The following is a 19,653-nucleotide window of genomic DNA, read 5'->3' on the forward strand; positions in this document are numbered from 1 at the left end:
TGAGTCAGATGAAGTTGATTTGTTTCAGGTAGTCGCAGCCGCGACGCAGCAGCGCCGGGGATTTCTGCGGGTAGTGCGCGCCCATCTGCTGCACGCCGGCCTCGGCGTTGGCGTGGCCGATCAGCGAGATGTCGCCGATGTCTTCTTCAAAGCCGTTGAGGTAGAAACCGAGCACGCCGAACAGCGCGTTGTCGGCGTCGACCCGGTTCAGTTGCTGCTGCCAGTCGGCGACGCTGACCAGCGAAAACTCGCTGCCGGTTTCGCGGAACGATGCGACGTAGGCATCCCAGCTCAGCGGCTCGGGATTGTGCAGATTGAACACCGCGCGATCCGCTGAATAACGGCTGGCATGGAAGGCGATGAAGCGGGCGAGAAAGTCCACCGGCATCAAGTCGAAATTCAGCGCAAAGGCCGGCACCTGACCGAGCTGGATCGAGCCTTTGAGCATCAGCATCAAGCGGTTCTTGTGCGGCTGGCAGACGCCGCTCAGGCTGTTGAAGCTGATGTTGCCGGGGCGATACAGATTGACCCGTACACCCCGCTCGCGCGCCCGCTCAAGGATGCGTTCGCCGACCCACTTCGACAGGTTGTAGCCGTTGCGAATGTAGATCGGCGGCGTCGCGGCGGCGGGCAGTTCCAGCACTCGACCGGCATCATCCACGGTGCTGGATGCCGACAGGGTCGAGACGAAGTTGAAGACCTTCTTACTGCGCCCCTCGCACAGCTTCAGCAGGGCGAAAATCGGCTCGACGTTGTCCGCCGCCAGGGACTCGTAATCGAGCACGTGGTTGACGTTGGCGGCGTTGTGTACCAGTGCACCGAACTCGCGGTCCAGGCGCTGATAATCCTCATCGCCGAGACCCAGTTGCGGACGGCTGATATCAGCTGCGTAAACCCGCACACGACTCAGGTCGAGGTGCTCCAGACGGTTTTCGCGCAGTGCCTGAGCGAAGCGTTGCGCCGCCGTTTGCCCGGCGCTATCTCGCACCAGACAGGCCACCTCGCTGGCGCCCCAACCGAGCAGCGCTTCGACGATGTGCACGCCGACAAAACTGTTGGCACCGGTGACGATGACCTTGTGCACATCGCCCATGCGGCTGATCGGCAACGGTTCGATATCAAGCTCGCGCTCGGCGTCGGCCATGGCCTGAGCGCTGAGCACGGCGCTGTCATCGCTGCCGCGCACCAGCGTCGCCAGTTTGCTGATGGTCGGCTGTTCGATGAAGCGATTGATCGAAATGCTCCGGCCGAATTCCTCACGCAAGCGCAGCAACATCCGCGACAGCAGAATCGAATGACCGCCGAGATTGAAGAAGCTTTCGTCGATGGAAATGTCGCTGGTCGGCAGTTCCAGCAATTCGGCCCAGATCTCCAGAAGCAGCGCTTCGTCAGCATTGGCCGGCAGGCATTTCGCAGCGTTGTCCTGTACCGTCACCGGCAATGCCAACAGCGCCTTGCGATCGACTTTGCCGTTACTGGCGAACGGCATCTGCGCCAGTTCGGTCCACGCTACCGGTTGCATGTAGTCCGGCAGAAACTGCCGGGCGTGAGCCTTCAATTCGTCGCGGGCAGTCTCGATTTGTGGCTGGGCGATAAACGCCAGAATCCGCCGCTGACTGTCGATGACCACGGCGATCTGCCGATACAAGCGGCTCTCGCGCAGGCAGCGCTCGATCTCTTCCGGCTCGACGCGGAAGCCACGGATTTTCACCTGATTGTCGCGCCGCCCGCACAGCTCGATACCATGCTCGCCCCATTGGGCCATGTCGCCGCTGCGGTAGGCGCGCAGGGTCTCGCCGCCGGGCAATGACAGGCTCAGATAACGCTCGGCGGTCTGCTGCGGATTGTTCAGGTAACCGAGGCAGACACCGGGGCCGACGATGAACAGCTCACCGACGGTTTGATCGGGCACCGGTTGCAGATCGTCGTCGAGAATCAGCACCCGACTGTTGGCGATCGGCCCTCCCAGCGTGCGGTTGCCGTCCCCGGGTTTGAGCTGGCGCGCGGTGATCAGCACGGTGGCTTCGGTCGGGCCATACAGGTTGTGCAGGGTGCCTTGGCGGGTCAGTTGCTCGATGACGTACGGCTCGCAGACATCACCGCCGGTCATCACCTGCACGCCCTCCAGTTGCTCCAGTGGCAGGATGCTCAACAATGCCGGCGGCAGGAAGGCGTGGGTCAGTTGCCGTCGGCGAATCAACGCAACCAGCTGCAATGGATCGCGGCGCTGGGTGTCGTCGGGCACGACCAGTTCCGCCCCTGCGAGCAGGCTGGGGAAGATGTCGATCAGCGACGAATCGAAGCTCAGCGATGAAAACTGCAACACCCGACTCTCGGCGCGCAACTGCACGTAGTCGGCGTACCACGCGGTGAAGTGCGCGAGATTGGCCTGGCTGAGCAGCACGCCTTTCGGATGCCCGGTGGTACCCGAGGTGTAGAGCGCCATGCACGGCGCATCGAGCTCCGGGCGGTGCTGCATCAGCGGCCGGTCGAGAGCGGCGTTCGGCGCTTCGATGCCACTGACATCGAGCCCCGCTATCGATTCGCTGAGCGCCTGCTGTCCATCGTGAAGCAACAGCACCGCGCCGGCGTTTTCCAGGATGTATTGCTGGCGCGGCAAAGGATGGCTCGGCTCCAGCGGCAAGTACACCGCGCCGCTGCCGAGAATCGCCAGAATCGAGGCGAACAGTGCCGGGCTTTTGCCTTGGCAGACAGCGACCACCCACGGCTGCGGATGTTGCTCGAGCAAGGGCAGCAGGCGCTGTTGAATCGCCCGACTCTGGGCGTGCAACTGGCGGTAGCTGATGGACTGTCCGCCGAGGTGCAGGGCAGGTCGTTCGGCATGCTCGATCAGGCTCTGTTGCAGGCGCTCAATCAGCGGGATTTGCGCCTGCTCCAGCAGCGCCGGGTTTGCCGTGTCATTGAGACAGTGGACGTACGCCAGTTTGTCGAGAAACAGCAGATCTTCCAGCCGTTCGAAATCCGGCGCTTTGAGGGCCGGGGCATGCCTCAAATAATCGGCATCGCGGGAAAAATGGCTGACCAGCAACGCCACTTCGTCGACCACATGGGCAAGCGCTCGTTGGCGTAGCGACTGACCGTTGCCGGACGGCTTATCGCCGATCGGTACGCGGCTGATCAGCGACGAGCCGAGGAAGCACAGCAAGTCGAGGGTCGGCAGGCCGCCATGGTCTTGCGCGGCGATACCCAGGCGCAGGTGCAGATGCGGGATCGCGCAGAAGTCGCCAGCAGCGATAAAGCCATCGTCGATGATCAGATCCACCGCCGTTTGAGCCACGCCGCTGCGGGTCACAGCATGGCCATGCTGTTCGAGCTCCCGGGCCAGATCGGTCATGGCCTGGCTGGCGCCGGTGAGCAAAATGTCGAGACGTTTCATGTCAGCCTCCTCAAACCAGATAGTCACGCAGGGCGTGCTGTACGCACGGTGTGTCGAGCAGCGAGCTGTTGTGGAAAAACCTGACGATGTTGCCCACCAACGGGTGGTGGCGATTGATCGGGAAGGCCAGTCCGGCGATTTCTTCGCGCAGACAATGGCGCGTGGTTTCGCTGACCGGCAGCGCATCGATCAGGCGCAAATCGAAGGATTTCTGGATATCGTTGGTCAGGTAATGGCCGATGAACACCGGCAGAATCTGCGCGATGGTTTCGCGGTCCGCGTCGCTGGCGGTGTGCCAATAGATGCGCACCATGCGCGCCCAGAAACTCGAGTGGCGACCCTCGTCAAGCAAGTGGTCGGCCATCAGGCCCTTGATCGACGGCTTGACCGAATCATCGCGGGCGAACGCCGCGACATCGCCGGTCACGGTGTTTTCGGCGATCGCCACGCAGATCAATTCCACCGCGCTGCGCAGGTGTTGCGGGGCCAGCGCAACAGCGGCGGGAATCGCCCGGCTCAATTCGATTTCGTCGGGCAACGGAATCGGTTCGATACCGGTCAGTGCCACCGTTTGCTGCATGAAATCCATGGCCACCAGCGCGTGGTAATCCTCATCGACCACCACGGTCATCGCGTCGTAACGACAGGCGAACGGGAACGCCACGGCGAAGCGATTCTTGGCAATGCTGCGGGCGGTCTTGTCGACGATTTCGGTCTCGAAAATCACTACGTCATTGATGAATTTGTACAACGTCTGCACTAGGGCGAAATCACGTTGTTGCGGGCATTCACGCAGGAAGGTTTCGCTGAGCACCAGCGGCTGGCGGCTGAGTGGATAGATCAAGCGCTGATCGTCTTCGAGCAACCGCCGTGGACGGGTGCGGATGGTCGCGCGGCTTTCCCAGGCCTCGGCGAAGGATTGATAGTCGGCAGAGTTCATTGGGCCACCTCGGCAACTTTTGCGCCCATGCTCAAGCGCAGCCCGTCCCACAAGGCGATGCGGCTTTCCACGGCAGCGAGGGCGCTGGCGTAGACCTCGGCTGCGCGCTGCGGATCGCCGTCCACCAGACGCTCCAGCAACTGCTCGGCGGCGGGGCCGTGATCTTCGGAATCGACTTCGATATGCCGTTGCAGGTAGTAGCGGAAGGTCGGCGCCTGTTCGATGCCGATGCCCCAATCATCGAGGATGCGCTGGAACATCGTCGGAATAACGCTCTCGCGACCGTGCAGGAACGCCGCAGCGACGCTGTGTCCCGGCGCATCCAGAGCAATGCGCAAGGTATCGCGGACAAACTGCGCGGCCGCCGGGTCGACATCGACGCTTTGCAATGCGACGTCATAACTCACGCCTTCGCGCTGCAACGCGACGAAGCGCTCCACCGCCGAGGTGCTCGCGCCGATTTCGCGCATCGCATCCAGGTACAACTCGAAGTGGCTGTAGTGGCCGGCATCGAGGCGATCGTCCGATTCCTCGCCCAGCACGATCTCGTTGATCAACCGAGCGGCGTGGGGATCGCGCGGCGGCAACCAGGGTAAACGCGTACAGGTCAGTTCCTGTTGCAGGCGCTTGGTCAGCGACATGAAGTCCCATACGGCAAATACATGGGTTTCCATGAAACGACGCAATACCGATAACGAAGTAATCTCGGAAAAGATCGGGTGAATACTCAGTTCGGCTTTCTTCAAGGCGAGTTGCTGCTTAGTAGGCATCATGATGTCCTTTATCAGTGATATGAAGTGCACGGTTCTTTTCAGTTGCTGTAAGCGGTCGAGCAAGTTGGATAGCAAATTAATCGGGCAAATATTAATTGCGCTGTGGCGCCGTTGCGGCGCCACGGTTGCTGCATCTGCTGCGTAGGGTATGCCGCGCTGAACGGCGACGTTCAAACCTGGCGAGAGAAAAACTAATACAGGGCAAATGCATTTAACAAGTTTATTTTCAATTATTTTAAGTTGGCTGTTTTTTGGATATGAAAGTTGCCGATAAAACTTTCGGATCAAGTTTTATTTGGGCGTAGTTACTCCTTTCGGCTAATAACGGCCAAAATCGATAACAAGAGTGAATGCCTCACTCGAAGCAACTTTTTAAGCAAGGGAAGTTTATGAATTCAAAGGAGGCGAAAGTTGGCCGGGACCGGCGCCATGACTTCCTGTTTCCCGTGACAAGGCTCCTTCCGTAGGTTCCTGTTGCGGGGACTGTGCCGTCAGGGCGGCGCGTCCCCGTTCTGTAGGGGTGGCGCTGGAAGAGTGCGGGTAAATTGCCGTCACGGCTATTACCGATTGGTCATCGGCGGGCAGCAGAAATGCGTCGGCAGGGCCGGGGCGGGCACCAGCGGGCACGCCGATCCGCTGCCAGAGCCGGCAGCAGAGCGGTCGCGAAGATTTGTAAGGGGATTATTCGACGTACGAGATATCAGCGTGCTGTGTGACGCTTCTGTGCGGCGGGAGTCGCGAGGTAGCGGGTGATCACCTCGACGCCACGGTTGAGGTGCTGCTCCAGCATTTCGAGCGAGCGCGGGATGTCGCGCTCGATCACGGCCTGGAGCATGGCGCGATGGTCATCCTGGGACAGCTTGCCCAGGCCCATGGCTTCCAGATTGAAACGCAGAAAACGTTCTTCTTCATTCAGACCGTCTTCCACCAGACGCAGCAGTCGCTGATTGGGCGCCTTGCTGTACAGGGCCATGTGGAACAGACGGTTGAGGCGGCCGATCTCGTTGTAGTCGTGCTGCGCTTCCAGTTCTTCGATGTAGCCGGCGGCGAGTTGATGCTCGGCCTCAGTCAGCAGCGGAATGGACTGCCGCAATGCCTCCGATTCGAGCAAAATGCGCAACTCGTAGGTTTCAGCGGCATCGCCCTGGATCAGTGGCGCGACTACGGCGCCTTTGTGCGTGGTGACGCTGAGCAGCTCTTGCGCTTCGAGCTGACGCAAGGCTTCGCGCACCGGCATGCGGCTGACCCCGAACAGATCGGCCAGATCCTGCTGGCGCAGCGCAGTGCCACAGGGCAGGCGGCCATCGAGAATGGCCGAGCGCAGGGTTTCTTCAATCACCGACCGGGCCAGATGCGCAGGAATCGGTCCCTCGACTTTAATGCTGTGCAGCGGTTTGGGCTTCTGAGTCACGACAACACACCCTGTAGGTCGCAATATTTGGATCCAAATGACACTAGTGATTGCTCTACAGGTTGTCAAACCTTGTAAAACAAAGCGCTGCAATCTCAAGTCTAGCGCGTCTTCGATGATCTCACGGTGCCATTGTTTTTTGCCGGGCTAAGCTTCACCATCAAACGCTTCCTTTCTGTCCTTCTGGAAACCTGCAGTGGCGGTACGTTTCGCGATCCCTCGGACCTTGCGCTGGCTTGGCTGCGCATTGCTGCTGGCCGGCGTCATGCTGGGCGGTCTGCACGCCGATTGGGATTTTTCCGCGATCAGCCGCAAGGCCACTGCTCTTTATGGGCCACTGGGCGCCGGGCAGCAGCGCATCGATGCCTGGCAGAATCTGCTGGCGACGCAGAAGCAGGCCAGTGAGATGGACAAGCTCAAAGTGGTGAACCTGTTCTTCAACAAGCAGGTGCGTTACGTCGAAGACATCGATCTGTGGCGCGAAGTGGATTACTGGGAAACCCCGATCGAAGCGCTGTGGAAGGGCGCCGGCGACTGTGAAGACTATGCCATCGCCAAGTATTTCAGCCTGCGCCATCTCGGCGTTTCCAGTGACAAGCTGCGCATCACCTACGTCAAGGCGCTGCGCCAGAACCGCGCGCACATGGTGTTGACGTACTATGCGACCCCCGATGCCATGCCGCTGGTGCTCGACAGCCTGATCGATCCGATCCAGCCGGCGGCGCAGCGGACCGATTTGCTGCCGGTCTATTCTTTCAATGCCGAAGGTCTGTATCTGCCAGGCGCCAAGGGTAATAAAAAGGTCGGCGACACCAAACGCCTGTCGCGCTGGCAGGATGTGCTGAAAAAAATGCAGGCCGAAGGTTTTCCGGTCGAGACGACTAACTAGGAGCACGCGCTCAGATGTCTTTGTTCAAACAGCTGTTGATCGCTATCTGTCTGTTCCTGGTCGTGGCCTTCACCGGCAGCTTCATGGTCAGCCTGGAGAGCTCGCGCACCCAGTACGTCAACCAGTTGCGCTCCCACGCACAGGACGCGGCGACGGCGCTGGCGTTGTCGCTGACGCCGAATATCGACGACCCGGCGATGGTCGAGTTGCTGGTCAGTTCGATTTTCGACAGCGGTTATTACGCGAGCATCCGCGTGGTCGACGTGAAGACCGAGCAGACCATTGTCGAGCGCAGCGGTACCCCGGCGGTGAGCAACGTGCCGGACTGGTTCGTCAAATTGATCGGCCTCGAACCGGCTGGTGGCGATGCACTGGTCAGTCGTGGCTGGGAGCAGGCGGCGCGGGTCGAAGTCGTCAGCCATCCGATGTTCGCCGTGGCCAAGCTGTGGCAGAGCGCACTGGGCAGCCTTGGCTGGTTGCTGATCTGCGGTGCATTGAGTGCGGTGCTCGGCGCGCTGTTGCTGCGTCGGCAGTTGAAGCCCCTCGATTACATGGTCCAGCAGTCCCATGCGATTGCCCGCCGCGAGTTTCTCAGCCTGCCGGATCTGCCGCGCACGCCTGAATTGCGTCGCGTGGTGCAGGCGATGAATCAGATGGTCGAGAAGCTCAAGACGCTGTTTCAGGAGCAGGCCGAGCGCAGTGAAAAACTGCGTACCGAGTCCTATCAGGACAACCTCACCGGCCTGGCCAACCGTCGTTATTTCGAGATGCAACTGAACAACCGTGTGAGCAACCCGGAGCAGGCCAGTTCCGGTTATTTGCTGCTGTTGCGGGTCAAGGATCTGGCCGGGCTCAACCAGCGTCTCGGCGGCCAGCGTACCGACCAATTGCTCAAGGCCGTCGGCGAGCAACTGACCCGCGAGTGCGCCAGATATCCACAAACCCAGGACTTGGTCACGCGTATTCGCGGCGGTGAATTCGCCGTGCTGGCGCCGGGGCTGGTGCGCGAGGAAGCACTGCAGCTGGCGCAGAATCTCGACAATGCCCTGAGCAGCCTGCATGCCACTGGCGCGACCGATGTGCCGGCGGTGGCTTCGATCGGGCTGGCGCCCTTCGCCCACGGTGACTCCCCGCAAGCGGTGCTGACACTGGGCGATCAGGCGCTCGCGCAGGCCGAAGGGCAGGGCGAGCAGAATTGGGCGTGTATCGATCAGAGTCTGGTGGCGGAGGTCGGTGATGACCATCACGCTTGGCATCGACTGCTGGATCAGGCCTTGAGTCAGCAGCGTTTCGAGTTGTATTTCCAGCCGGTGGTCGCCGCGCAGGACACGCAACTGGTGCTGCATTACAAGGTCCTGTCGCGCCTGCTCGACGAGCAGGGCCAAACCATTCCCGCCGGGCGCTTTCTGCCGTGGCTGGAGCGCTTCGGCTGGACCGCGCGGCTTGATCGGCTGATGCTCGAACGCGTGCTCGAGCAGATGAAGGGGCACGAGGATTCGCTGGCGCTGAACCTGTCCTCGGCGACCCTGGCTGACCCGCAGGCGCTGAACAAGGTCTTCGAGATTCTGCGCGCGCATTCCAATCTCGGCGCGCGTCTTACTCTGGAAATCGGCGAGGAGCAGTTGCCTGAACAGGCGGTGCTGGAGCAGTTGACCCGACGCCTGCGCGAGCTCGGTTTCTCGCTGAGCCTGCAACGCTTCGGCGGGCGCTTCAGCATGATCGGCAACCTGGCGCGGTTGGGTCTGGCGTATTTGAAGATCGATGGCAGCTACATTCGGGCGATCGATCAGGAGAGCGACAAGCGCCTGTTCATCGAAGCGATCCAGCGCGCGGCGCACAGCATCGATCTGCCGCTGATTGCCGAGCGGGTCGAGACTGAAGGGGAGTTGTCAGTGATTCGCGAGATGGGCTTGTATGGCGTGCAGGGGCAGTTGCTCGGTGAGCCGAAGCCTTGGGGGTGAGCCAAGAAGCGCCCTCACCCTAACCCTCTCCCAGAGGGAGAGGGGACTGGCCGTGGGATATTTACGAGATACGCCGACGTGCAAGAGCTCCACTGAATCCAGAATCGACTCGATCTCTCAGGTCGATGGATAGCGCAAGACACCTCGATCGGCCCCCTCTCCCTCCGGGAGAGGGCTGGGGTGAGGGTAAGCTTTGGATCCTGGGAGGATCAGATCAACCCGCCCTCATCCTCATCGATCAACTGGCTCAACCCGCCCAGCGCTTCACGTGCCTGGGTACGATCCATCAGTTTGGCCTGGGCCGCCGCTGGCAGGTCAGTGACGCGGATCACGCCTTTCTGGGTCAGCACCTGAATCAGGTCGTCGAGTACCCGAATCATTTCAAAGTCGCTCTGCTTGAGCTGTTTGAGGCTGTTTTCCACGGCTTCGTTGGCGTACCACGCCTGAATCTCATGGTTATCGGCGGGCAGCGTTTCCGTGGCCTCGGCGTACGCCGCAGCTTCCACGCGAATCAACTGGCCTTGCGCATCGCGTTGCACGTAAAACATTGAGCATCCCTCACAAATGAACAGCGTCATGCTGTCAGCAGCATAGCCAACTGCGCGCCAGTATGCGGGGCGCCGATGAAATCGTCACCGCTGCATTGCCCGCAAACGCGACGGCCGCCTCACAGGAGGCGGCCGTTGTTGTTTCAGCCTCAGCTGTTGTTGTGATCGACCTTGATGGTCGGGTCGCTGCCGGCAATCAGGTTGTGCAGGTTGGCGCTCGCCCAGTTGTTGCCTTCCAGTTTGATCGTCACGTCCGGCGTGGCCGCAGCGGCATCGCCCGAGTTGAATTTGCCCGCCGAGCTGACTTGCAGCGACGACGTGCCATCCACCGTGGTGATCTTCAGGAAGTTGTCGATCGTGCTGCCGGTCTCGCCCTGCAACAGGTCGCGCAGGTCGATGCGGTCGCCTTCGCTGGCTTTGAAATCCTTGATCACGTCGTTACCGGTGTCGCCCGACTTCCAGACGAAGGTGTCGCCACCGGAACCGCCAATCAGGATGTCATTGCCCTGACCGCCGATCAGCGTGTCGTTGCCGGTGCCGCCGAGCAGGATGTCATTGCCTTTGCCGCCGTCGAGCAGGTCGGTGCCGCCCGAGCCGAACAGGATGTCATTGCCTGCGCCACCGAGCAGCGTGTCGTTGCCATCGTGCGCGCCGGATACATCGAACGCCTGATAGTGCTCGGTGATGTACTGGTGCACATTGCTGGTGGTGACTTTGCTGACATCAACGCCGGTTTCCTTGGCGACGAACGCCTGCATCGCCTGGTAACCCTCGCCGGCAATGCCGTTGAAGCTGACCAGATCGCCGAACAGGATGTCGTTGCCTTCGCCACCATTGACGGTGTCGTTACCCGGCATCGTCGCTTCGGTATGGCCGATGATCGAGTTGGCCAGATCCTTCGGATCGATGTTGGTTTGCGGCGTTTTGTCCGAATCGTACGGCTTGAGGTCGTTGAGGCTGACGTCGTTGTTCAGACCAATGGCTTCGACGCTCGACAATCCGTTCAACAAAGCGAAGCCGCTGGTCGAATTGCTGGTCGTCGACGAGTTGGTGCTGTTGCCGGTACCCGCGAGGTTCGACAATTCATAAGTACCGTCGCCCTGCGCATGAATCGTGCCCAGCGTTTCGCTGCTCCAGCCCCACCACGAGTTGTAGGTTTGCAGCACAACGCTGCCGGCACTGTTGATGGTCAGGTAGTGCGAGTTGTCGATGTAGGTGCTGAACGTGTCGCCCTGCTTGTAGTTGCTGGTGTTTACCACGCTGTCGAGTTTCACGTTGCCATACAGCGTCGGGTTGGTCTGCTCGCCGGTCTGGTAGTAAGTCGGCTGGCCGTCGGTGATGAAGTACGTGAGGTTCTTCGCCCCGGTGTTGGCCACTGCGTCGGCGCTCTGGAACCAGTTGGCCGTGGTCTTGAACACGTCCTCGTAGTTGGTACCGCCGCCAGAGCCCATCGAGTTGAGTACGGCTTTGAGCATCGTCAGCGCGTTCGGGTCGTTGAGATTCACCGACACCGATTTGTTGACCTGGGTATCGAAGTCCACCAGGAAGATGTTCACCGTGCCCGAGTTGCTGCCGCCAAGGCTTTGCTTGAGGCTGTTGAACACCGAGGTCAGCGAGTCTTTCGCGGCGTTCAGCGACGAAGTGCTCATGCTGCCCGAGCTGTCGACCATGAACGCGATGTTGTAGTTGGTGCCCGGCACCACGGTCAGGCCGCCGATGTCAGCGACGATGATGTCGTTGGCGTCGGTGCCGATGACGTTGTCATCACCCGAGGTGGCGGTGACCGCGTTGTACACCGCAGGCACTACCGTGACCGGAATGGTCGCGGTGCTGCTCGCGGAGCCACCGACCTGTTCGGTGGACGTCGAGGTCACGGTCAGGTTGAACTGGCCGTTGTAGTAGGTCGGCGGAGTCACGGTCAGAGAGCCGAGGTTCCAGCCGGTGACGTTGGCTTCGCCATTGCTCGCGGTAACGGTGAAGGTATGCCCCGCGCCATCGCTGAGCACCGAACCGACCGGTGCGCCGCTGATCTTCACGCTCAGGGTTTCCGAGCCGTCGGTGTCGGTCAGCGCGGTGCTGATTGCCGACAGTTTCACCGTGGTGCCTTCAGCGCCGGTGTTGAGCTTGTAGCCGTCGTAATAACCTTCGCCGTTGGTGCCGTGCAGATCGGAGACGGTCACGCCCGAGTTGATCAGGTCCTGCACACCGGTGTAGATCGGCACGCCGGCGTTGCTCAGATCGATTGGCGTGCCGCCGTTGACCGACAGGTTGACGTCGTAGCTGCCCGGGCCGCTCTGGTTGTGGTGATAGATGTCGAGCGTGTAGTAACCGCTGGTGGTCGGGGTGAACGAGCCGTTGATCGCACCGCCCGCGCCCCAGGTACCCGACGCCACGTTCTTGCCGCCGATGGTGATCAGCAGGCTGTCATCGGCCACGCCGCTGAAGCTGTAGGTCTTGCCGGCTTGCAGGTAGATCAGGCCCGAGGTCTTCGACGCCGTACCGGCGGCGACACTGCCGTCAGACTGCACGTTGGTGACGTTGCCGCTGGAGTTCGGTTTGCCGGCGGCGTCGATCACGTTTTTCAGGGTGGTCGAGTTCGCGCCGCTGCCGTCAGTGCCCAGCCCCGAGAGACCGGTCCAGACTTCCTTGATCAGGCCAGTGGATTTCACGCTGTTGTCAGCCACGGCTACGGTCGGCGCATCCGCCACTGGCGTGATGTCGATCTTCACCGTGCCGGTGCTGCCCAGCGTCTGGCCATCGGTAGGCTGGAACTTGATCTGTGCGTAGTCCGCCTGCTTGTTGCCCAGACCGGTGCCGCCGTAACCGTTGGTGCCCGACTCGTTGGCATCCGGCAGGAAGCGCAGCTTGCCGGCGTCGATGTCGGCCTTGCTGAAGGTCTGGTTGTTGGCAACATCCTTCCAGGTCGAGCCGTCCAAATACTGCAGTTTGCCCTCGCCCGGCAGCTGCGTGATCTTGATACCAAGGCTGCTCGCCGGGCTGTCGACATCGCTGACGCCAAAGGTCGACCAGCCGAGTACCAGCGGCGTGTCTTCGGTGCCGGTGACATTGCTCGGCGCAGCGACCGGTGCATCGTTGACCGCCACCACGTTGACTGTGGTCGTCGCGGTGTTGGAGTAATTGCCGCCATCAGTCACCGTCACAGTGATGACCCGTGGCACGGTGCTCGGGTTTTCGCTGCTGTTGGTGAAGCTGATGTTCTTGATGGCCTGCATGTAGTCGGCCAGGGTCGCGTTACCCGAGAGGGTCAGGGTCACCGTGCCGTTGGTGCTGTTGGCATTGATGGTGATGCCGTTGACGCTGTTGCCCAGATTCAGCGCATCGCCGTCCTGACGGTTGGTCAGTACCACAGTGGCGCCGGTCAGCATCGTGCTGTCCGGGTCGGTGATGCTGATGTCGGTGTCAGCGATCGACACGCCGGCGCCCGGGGTGTTCTCGGTGAACGTCACTTTGTAATCGGCACCGGTCGCACCGCTGGAGTTGTTGGCATCCAGATCGAGCACCGGTGGCGCATCGTTGTCGATGATCGAGGTGCTGACGCTGCCATTGGTGCTGCTGACCGCGAGGTTCTCGAAGTTGCCGCCGGTAGCCGAATCGATCTTGACCACGAAGTTCTCGGTGCCTTCGGTGATCTTGTCATCGAGGGTGACGACGTTGAACTGCGCGCTGCTGGCGCCCGCCGGGATCTTCACGGTGTACACGCCGGTGAAGTCCGAACCGTCGGCAGCAGTGCCGCTGTAGACGATTTTCAGGGTCACTTCGGTCTGCGCCGGGTGATTGAGGCTGACGGTATAGCTGGCGGTCTGGCCTTCGGTCACCGAGCTGCTGCCAGTGATGCTGACGGTGGTGGTGTCGATGGTGTCGGTGACGCTGGTCACCGCTGGCGTGGTGCTCGGTACCAGTTTTTCGAAGCTGCCTCCGGTGGCGCTGCTGATGGTCGCCTGCACGGTGCCGGCGTCTTTGTAGACGTCGTCAGCTGGCGCTGGAACGTTCACGGTGCCGGTGGTTTCGCCCGCTTTGATGGTGATCACGGCACCGTTCGACAGGGTCACGGTCACAGGCGATCCTGCGGCGTTGGTCAACGTTGCGGTGTAAGTGATCTGGCCACCTTCGGCCACGGAGCCGGTTGCGCTCAGTGACAGATTGGTGGTGTCGACGGTGTCGGTCACGGTGGTGCTGACCGGAGTCTTGTCGGCGACGAGGTTTTCGAAATTGCCGCCGCTGACGTTGGTAATCGAGTTGGTCAGCGGAGCGTTGCCGGTCAACGCATCGTTCGGTGCGACGGCAGTTACGGTGCCGGTAGTCTGGCCGACCGCGATGGTGATGTTCTGGCCGTTGGCCAAAGTGACCACCACTGGCGAACCGGTGACTGGCGCGCCGACGGTCGCGGTGTAGACGACGTTGCCGCCTTCTGCCGCTGTGGCGGTTGCGCTCAGTTTTACGGTGGTGGTATCGATGGTGTCGGTGACGCTGGTCACTGCTGGCGTGGTGCTCGGTACCAGTTTTTCGAAGTTGCCACCGGTGGCGCTGCTGATGGTCGCCTGCACGGAGCCGGCGTCTTTGTAGACGTCGTCGGACGGTGCAGGAACGGTTGCGGTGCCGCTGGTTTCACCAGCCTTGATAGTGATCACTGCACCGTTCGACAAGGTCACGGTCACTGGCGAACCAGCGGCGTTGGTCAGGGTCGCGGTGTAGGTGATCTGGCCACCTTCGGCCACCGAGTTGGTGGCGCTCAAAGACAGATTGGTGGTGTCGACGGTGTCGGTCACGGTGGTGCTGACCGGGGTCTTGTCGGCGACGAGATTCTCGAAATTGCCGCCGCTGACGTTGGTGATGNGACAGATTGGTGGTGTCGACGGTGTCGGTCACGGTGGTGCTGACCGGGGTCTTGTCGGCGACGAGATTCTCGAAATTGCCGCCGCTGACGTTGGTGATGGCGTTGGTGATCGGCGCATGGCCGGTCAGCGCATCGTTCGCAGCAACAGCGGTTGCAGTGCCAGTAGTCTGGCCGACGCCGATGGTGATGGTCTGGCCGTTGGCCAGAGTTACCACAACTGGCGAGCCGGTGACCGGAGCGCCGACGGTGGCGGTGTAGGTCACGGTGCCGCCTTCAGCTACCGAAGTGTCAGCGGTCAGTTTGACGGTCGAAGTGTCGATGGTGTCAGTGACTGTCGTCACGGCCGGAGCAGTGCTTGGTACCAGGTTTTCGAAATTACCACCGGTAGCGCTAGTGATCGTCGCCTGCACAGAACCGGCGTCTTTGTAGACGTCGTCGGACGGTGCAGGAACAGTTGCGGTGCCGGTGGTTTCACCAGCCTTGATAGTGATGACAGCGCCGTTCGACAAGGTGACTGTCACAGGCGAGCCAGCGGCGTTGGTCAGGGTCGCGGTGTAGGTGATCTGGCCACCTTCGGCCACCGAGTTGGTGGCGCTCAAGGACAGATTGGTGGTGTCGACGGTGTCGGTCACGGTGGTGCTGACCGGGGTCTTGTCGGCGACGAGATTCTCGAAATTGCCGCCGCTGACGTTGGTGATCGCATTGGTGATCGGCGCATGGCCGGTCAGCGCATCGTTCGGAGCAACAGCGGTTGCGGTGCCGATAGTCTGGCCGACGCCGATGGTGATGGTCTGGCCGTTGGCCAGAGTCACGACCACAGGCGAGCCAGTAACTGGCGCACCAACCGTGGCGGTGTAAGTCACGGTGCCGCCTTCAGCGACCGAAGTATCGGCGGTCAGTTTGACGGTCGAAGTGTCGATGGTGTCGGTGACCTGGGTGATCGCAGGCGTAGTGCTCGGAACGAGGTTCTCGAAGTTACCGCCGGTAGCGCTGGTGATCGTCGCCTGGACGGAACCGGCGTCTTTGTAGACGTCATCGGACGGGGCCGCAACGGTTGCGGTGCCGGTGGTTTCGCCTGCTTTGATGGTGATCACAGCGCCGTTCGACAAGGTCACGGTCACTGGCGAACCAGCGGCGTTGGTCAGGGTCGCGGTGTACGTGATCTGGCCACCTTCGGCCACCGAGTTGGTGGCGCTCAAGGACAGATTGGTGGTGTCGACGGTGTCGGTCACGGTGGTGCTGACCGGGGTCTTGTCGGCNATCTGGCCACCTTCGGCCACCGAGTTGGTGGCGCTCAAGGACAGATTGGTGGTGTCGACGGTGTCGGTCACGGTGGTGCTGACCGGGGTCTTGTCGGCAACCAGATCTTCGAAGTTGCCACCGGTTACGCCAGTGATCGAGTTGGTGATCGGAGCGTTGCCCGTCAGCGCATCGTTCGGAGCAACAGCGGTTGCAGTGCCAGTAGTCTGGCCGACACCGATGGTGATGGTCTGGCCGTTGGCCAGAGTCACGACCACGGGCGAACCGGTGACCGGAGCGCCCACAGTGGCGGTGTAGGTGACCGTGCCGCCTTCAGCCACCGATGTATCGGCGGTCAGTTTGACTGTCGAGGTATCGATGGTGTCGGTGACAGCCGTCACCGCTGGAGCAGTGCTCGGTACCAGGTTCTCGAAGTTGCCACCGGTAGCGCTAGTGATCGTTGCCTGGACGGAACCGGCATCTTTGTAGACGTCATCGGACGGTGCCGGAACAGTTGCGGTGCCGGTGGTTTCGCCAGCCTTGATGGTGATCACGGCGCCGTTCGACAGGGTCACGGTCACTGGCGAGCCAGCGGCGTTGGTCAGCTCAGCGACAGGTTGGTGGTGTCGGTAACGTCCGTGACAGAAGTCGAAACTGGAGTTTTGTCTGCAACCAGATCTTCGAAATTGCCGCCAGTTACGCCAGTGATCGAGTTGGTGATCGGGGCGTTGCCGGTCAGCGCATCGTTCGCAGCAACAGCGGTTGCAGTGCCAGTAGTCTGGCCGACACCGATGGTGATGGTCTGGCCGTTGGCCAGAGTTACCACAACTGGCGAGCCGGTGACCGGAGCGCCGACTGTGGCGGTGTAGGTCACGGTGCCGCCTTCAGCCACCGAAGTGTCGGCGGTCAGTTTGACTGTCGAGGTATCGATGGTGTCGGTGACAGCCGTCACGGCCGGAGCTGTGCTCGGTACCAGATTCTCGAAGTTGCCACCGGTAGCGCTAGTGATCGTTGCCTGGACGGAACCGGCATCTTTGTAGACGTCATCGGACGGTGCCGGAACGGTCACATTACCGCTGGTTTCGCCAGCCTTGATGGTGATCACAGCACCGTTCGACAGGGTCACGGTCACTGGCGAGCCAGCGGCGTTGGTCAGCGTAGCGGTGTAAACGATCGAGCCACCTTCGGCCACGGAACCGGTCGCACTCAGCGACAGGTTGGTGGTGTCGGTAACGTCCGTGACAGAAGTCGAAACTGGAGTTTTGTCTGCAACCAGATCTTCGAAATTGCNGCCACGGAACCGGTCGCACTCAGCGACAGGTTGGTGGTGTCGGTAACGTCCGTGACAGAAGTCGAAACTGGAGTTTTGTCTGCAACCAGATCTTCGAAATTGCCGCCAGTTACGCCTGTGATCGAGTTGGTGATCGGGGCGTTGCCGGTCAGCGCATCGTTCGCAGCAACAGCAGTTGCAGTGCCAGTAGTCTGGCCAATGCCGATGGTGATGGTCTGACCGTTGGCCAGAGTTACCACAACTGGCGAGCCGGTGACCGGAGCGCCGACTGTGGCGGTGTAAGTCACGGTGCCGCCTTCAGCGACCGAAGTATCGGCGGTCAATTTGACGGTCGAGGTATCGATGGTGTCGGTGACAGTCGTCACGGCCGGAGCTGTGCTTGGTACCAAGTTCTCGAAGTTGCCACCGGTAGCGCTAGTGATCGTTGCCTGGACGGAACCGGCGTCTTTGTAAACGTCGTCGGACGGTGCAGGAACAGTTGCGGTGCCGGTGGTTTCGCCAGCCTTGATGGTGATCACAGCGCCGTTCGACAAGGTCACGGTCACTGGCGAGCCAGCGGCGTTGGTCAGGGTCGCGGTGTACGTGATCTGGCCACCTTCCGCCACCGAATTGCTGGCGCTCAAGGACAGATTTGTAGTGTCGGTAACGTCGGTGACAGAAGTTGAAACTGGAGTTTTGTCCGCCACCAGATCTTCGAAATTGCCGCCAGTTACGCCAGTGATCGAGTTGGTGATCGGAGCATTACCGGCCAACGCATCGTTCGCAGCAACAGCGGTTGCGGTGCCGGTAGTCTGGCCGACGCCGATGGTGATGGTCTGACCGTTGGCCAGAGTCACGACCACAGGCGAGCCGGTGAMTGGTCTGACCGTTGGCCAGAGTCACGACCACAGGCGAGCCGGTGACTGGCGCGCCGACGGTGGCGGTGTAAGTCACGGTGCCGCCTTCAGCCACCGAAGTATCGGCGGTCAATTTGACGGTCGACGTGTCGATGGTGTCGGTGACTGTCGTCACGGCCGGAGCAGTGCTCGGCACCAGGTTTTCGAAGTTGCCACCGGTAGCACTGGTGATCGTCGCCTGGACGGAACCGGCGTCTTTGTAGACGTCATCGGACGGGGCCGGAACGGTTGCGGTGCCGGTGGTTTCGCCAGCCTTGATGGTGATGACAGCACCGTTCGACAGGGTCACGGTCACTGGCGAGCCAGCGGCGTTGGTCAGTGTCGCGGTGTAAACGATCGAGCCACCTTCGGCCACGGAGCCGGTCGCGCTCAGCGACAGATTGGTGGTGTCGGAAACGTCGGTGACAGTGGTCGAAACCGGTGTTTTATCCGCCACCAGATCTTCGAAATTGCCGCCGCTCACGCCAGTGATCGAGTTGGTGATCGCCGATGGTGATGGTCTGACCGTTGGCCAGAGTCACGACCACAGGCGAGCCGGTGACTGGCGCGCCGACGGTGGCGGTGTAAGTCACGGTGCCGCCTTCAGCCACCGATGTATCGGCGGTCAATTTGACGGTCGACGTATCGATGGTGTCGGTGACAGTCGTCACGGCTGGAGCAGTGCTCGGTACCAGGTTCTCGAAGTTGCCTCCGGTAGCACTGGTGATCGTCGCCTGCACAGAGCCGGCATCTTTGTAGACGTCATCAGACGGTGCAGGAACGGTCACATTACCGCTGGTTTCACCAGCCTTGATGGTGATCACTGCACCGTTCGACAAGGTCACGGTCACTGGCGAGCCAGCGGCGTTGGTCAGGGTCGCGGTGTAAGTGATCTGGCCACCTTCCGCCACCGAATTGCTGGCGCTCAAGGACAGATTTGTCGTGTCGGCAACGTCGGTGACAGAAGTCGAAACTGGAGTTTTGTCCGCAACCAGATCTTCGAAATTGCCGCCGCTCACGCCAGTGATCGAGTTGGTGATCGGGGCGTTGCCGGTCAGCGCATCGTTCGCAACAACAGCGGTTGCAGTGCCAGTAGTCTGGCCGACGCCGATGGTGATGGTCTGGCCGTTGGCCAGAGTTACCACAACTGGCGAGCCGGTGACCGGAGCACCCACAGTGGCGGTGTAGGTGACCGTGCCGCCTTCAGCCACCGATGTATCGGCGGTCAGTTTGACTGTCGAGGTATCGATGGTGTCGGTGACAGTCGTCACGGCCGGAGCTGTGCTCGGTACCAGATTCTCGAAGTTGCCACCGGTAGCGCTAGTGATCGTTGCCTGGACGGAACCGGCGTCTTTGTAGACGTCGTCGGACGGGGCCGGAACAGTTGCGGTGCCGGTGGTTTCGCCAGCCTTGATGGTGATCACGGCGCCGTTCGACAGGGTCACGGTCACTGGCGAGCCAGCGGCGTTGGTCA

8 protein-coding genes and 4 pseudogenes are annotated in these 19,653 nt (G+C 61.1%); 2 read left to right on the forward strand and 10 right to left on the reverse strand.

Going from position 1 to position 19,653, the window contains the following annotated elements:
* Positions 1-4: 4 nt before the first annotated feature.
* From ASG55_RS12040 to ASG55_RS12055, 4 genes are all read right to left on the reverse strand, one after another.
* Complete coding sequence (locus ASG55_RS12040; RefSeq protein WP_056786890.1) at positions 5-3,397, reverse strand: non-ribosomal peptide synthetase; 3,393 nt, start codon at positions 3,395-3,397, stop codon at positions 5-7.
* Positions 3,398-3,407: 10 nt separating this feature from the next.
* The gene (locus ASG55_RS12045; protein ID WP_056786893.1) at positions 3,408-4,337 is read right to left on the reverse strand and encodes a diiron oxygenase; all 930 of its coding nucleotides are present in this window, start codon (positions 4,335-4,337) and stop codon (positions 3,408-3,410) included.
* Positions 4,334-5,110 (reverse strand): DUF3050 domain-containing protein, encoded by a 777-nt coding sequence (locus ASG55_RS12050; protein WP_056786895.1) that lies wholly within the window; start codon positions 5,108-5,110, stop codon positions 4,334-4,336. Before ASG55_RS12050 ends, ASG55_RS12045 begins: the two co-directional genes overlap by 4 nt.
* 700 nt (positions 5,111-5,810) lie before the next feature.
* Entirely contained in the window at positions 5,811-6,521 is a 711-nt protein-coding gene (locus ASG55_RS12055) for a GntR family transcriptional regulator (RefSeq protein ID WP_056786898.1), read from the reverse strand.
* Positions 6,522-6,717: 196 nt separating this feature from the next.
* Here ASG55_RS12055 and lapG point away from each other — a divergent pair, with 196 nt between their 5' ends.
* Entirely contained in the window at positions 6,718-7,410 is a 693-nt protein-coding gene (gene lapG / locus ASG55_RS12060; protein ID WP_056786901.1) for a cysteine protease LapG, read from the forward strand.
* Between the two features lie 14 nt (positions 7,411-7,424).
* Positions 7,425-9,371, forward strand: coding sequence for a cyclic di-GMP receptor LapD (gene lapD, locus ASG55_RS12065; RefSeq protein ID WP_056786903.1), 1,947 nt, complete (start codon positions 7,425-7,427; stop codon positions 9,369-9,371).
* Positions 9,372-9,580: 209 nt separating this feature from the next.
* Here the strand turns inward: lapD and ASG55_RS12070 are convergent, their stop codons facing one another.
* From ASG55_RS12070 to ASG55_RS27625, 6 genes and pseudogenes are all read right to left on the reverse strand, one after another.
* Positions 9,581-9,919 carry a hypothetical protein gene (locus ASG55_RS12070; protein ID WP_016772279.1) on the reverse strand — a complete coding sequence of 113 codons (339 nt, stop codon included), beginning with the start codon at positions 9,917-9,919 and terminating at the stop codon, positions 9,581-9,583.
* A gap of 149 nt (positions 9,920-10,068) precedes the next feature.
* Positions 10,069-14,773 (reverse strand): annotated as a pseudogene (locus ASG55_RS26825) (LapA family giant adhesin); the annotation flags it as partial.
* Position 14,774: 1 nt separating this feature from the next.
* Positions 14,775-16,033, reverse strand: a pseudogene (locus ASG55_RS27240) (immunoglobulin-like domain-containing protein); the annotation flags it as partial.
* Position 16,034: 1 nt separating this feature from the next.
* Positions 16,035-16,594: pseudogene (locus ASG55_RS27480) on the reverse strand (immunoglobulin-like domain-containing protein); the annotation flags it as partial.
* A gap of 20 nt (positions 16,595-16,614) precedes the next feature.
* Positions 16,615-17,205 (reverse strand): immunoglobulin-like domain-containing protein, encoded by a 591-nt coding sequence (locus ASG55_RS27485; RefSeq protein WP_156388187.1) that lies wholly within the window; start codon positions 17,203-17,205, stop codon positions 16,615-16,617.
* Between the two features lie 99 nt (positions 17,206-17,304).
* Positions 17,305-19,653 (reverse strand): annotated as a pseudogene (locus ASG55_RS27625) (immunoglobulin-like domain-containing protein); the annotation flags it as partial.

It is taken from the genome of Pseudomonas sp. Leaf434, from assembly GCF_001425545.1.
GTDB classification, from domain to species: Bacteria; Pseudomonadota; Gammaproteobacteria; order Pseudomonadales; family Pseudomonadaceae; genus Aquipseudomonas; species Aquipseudomonas siliginis.

What these genes read in the sequence shown, in the direction of transcription:
- ASG55_RS12070 (WP_016772279.1), bottom strand. Translation starts at nt 9,919, where the DNA reads ATGTTTTACGTGCAACGCGATGCGCAAGGCCAGTTGATTCGCGTGGAA.
- ASG55_RS12040 (WP_056786890.1), bottom strand. Translation starts at nt 3,397, where the DNA reads ATGAAACGTCTCGACATTTTGCTCACCGGCGCCAGCCAGGCCATGACC.
- ASG55_RS12050 (WP_056786895.1), bottom strand. Translation starts at nt 5,110, where the DNA reads ATGATGCCTACTAAGCAGCAACTCGCCTTGAAGAAAGCCGAACTGAGT.
- lapD (WP_056786903.1), top strand. Translation starts at nt 7,425, where the DNA reads ATGTCTTTGTTCAAACAGCTGTTGATCGCTATCTGTCTGTTCCTGGTC.
- ASG55_RS12045 (WP_056786893.1), bottom strand. Translation starts at nt 4,337, where the DNA reads ATGAACTCTGCCGACTATCAATCCTTCGCCGAGGCCTGGGAAAGCCGC.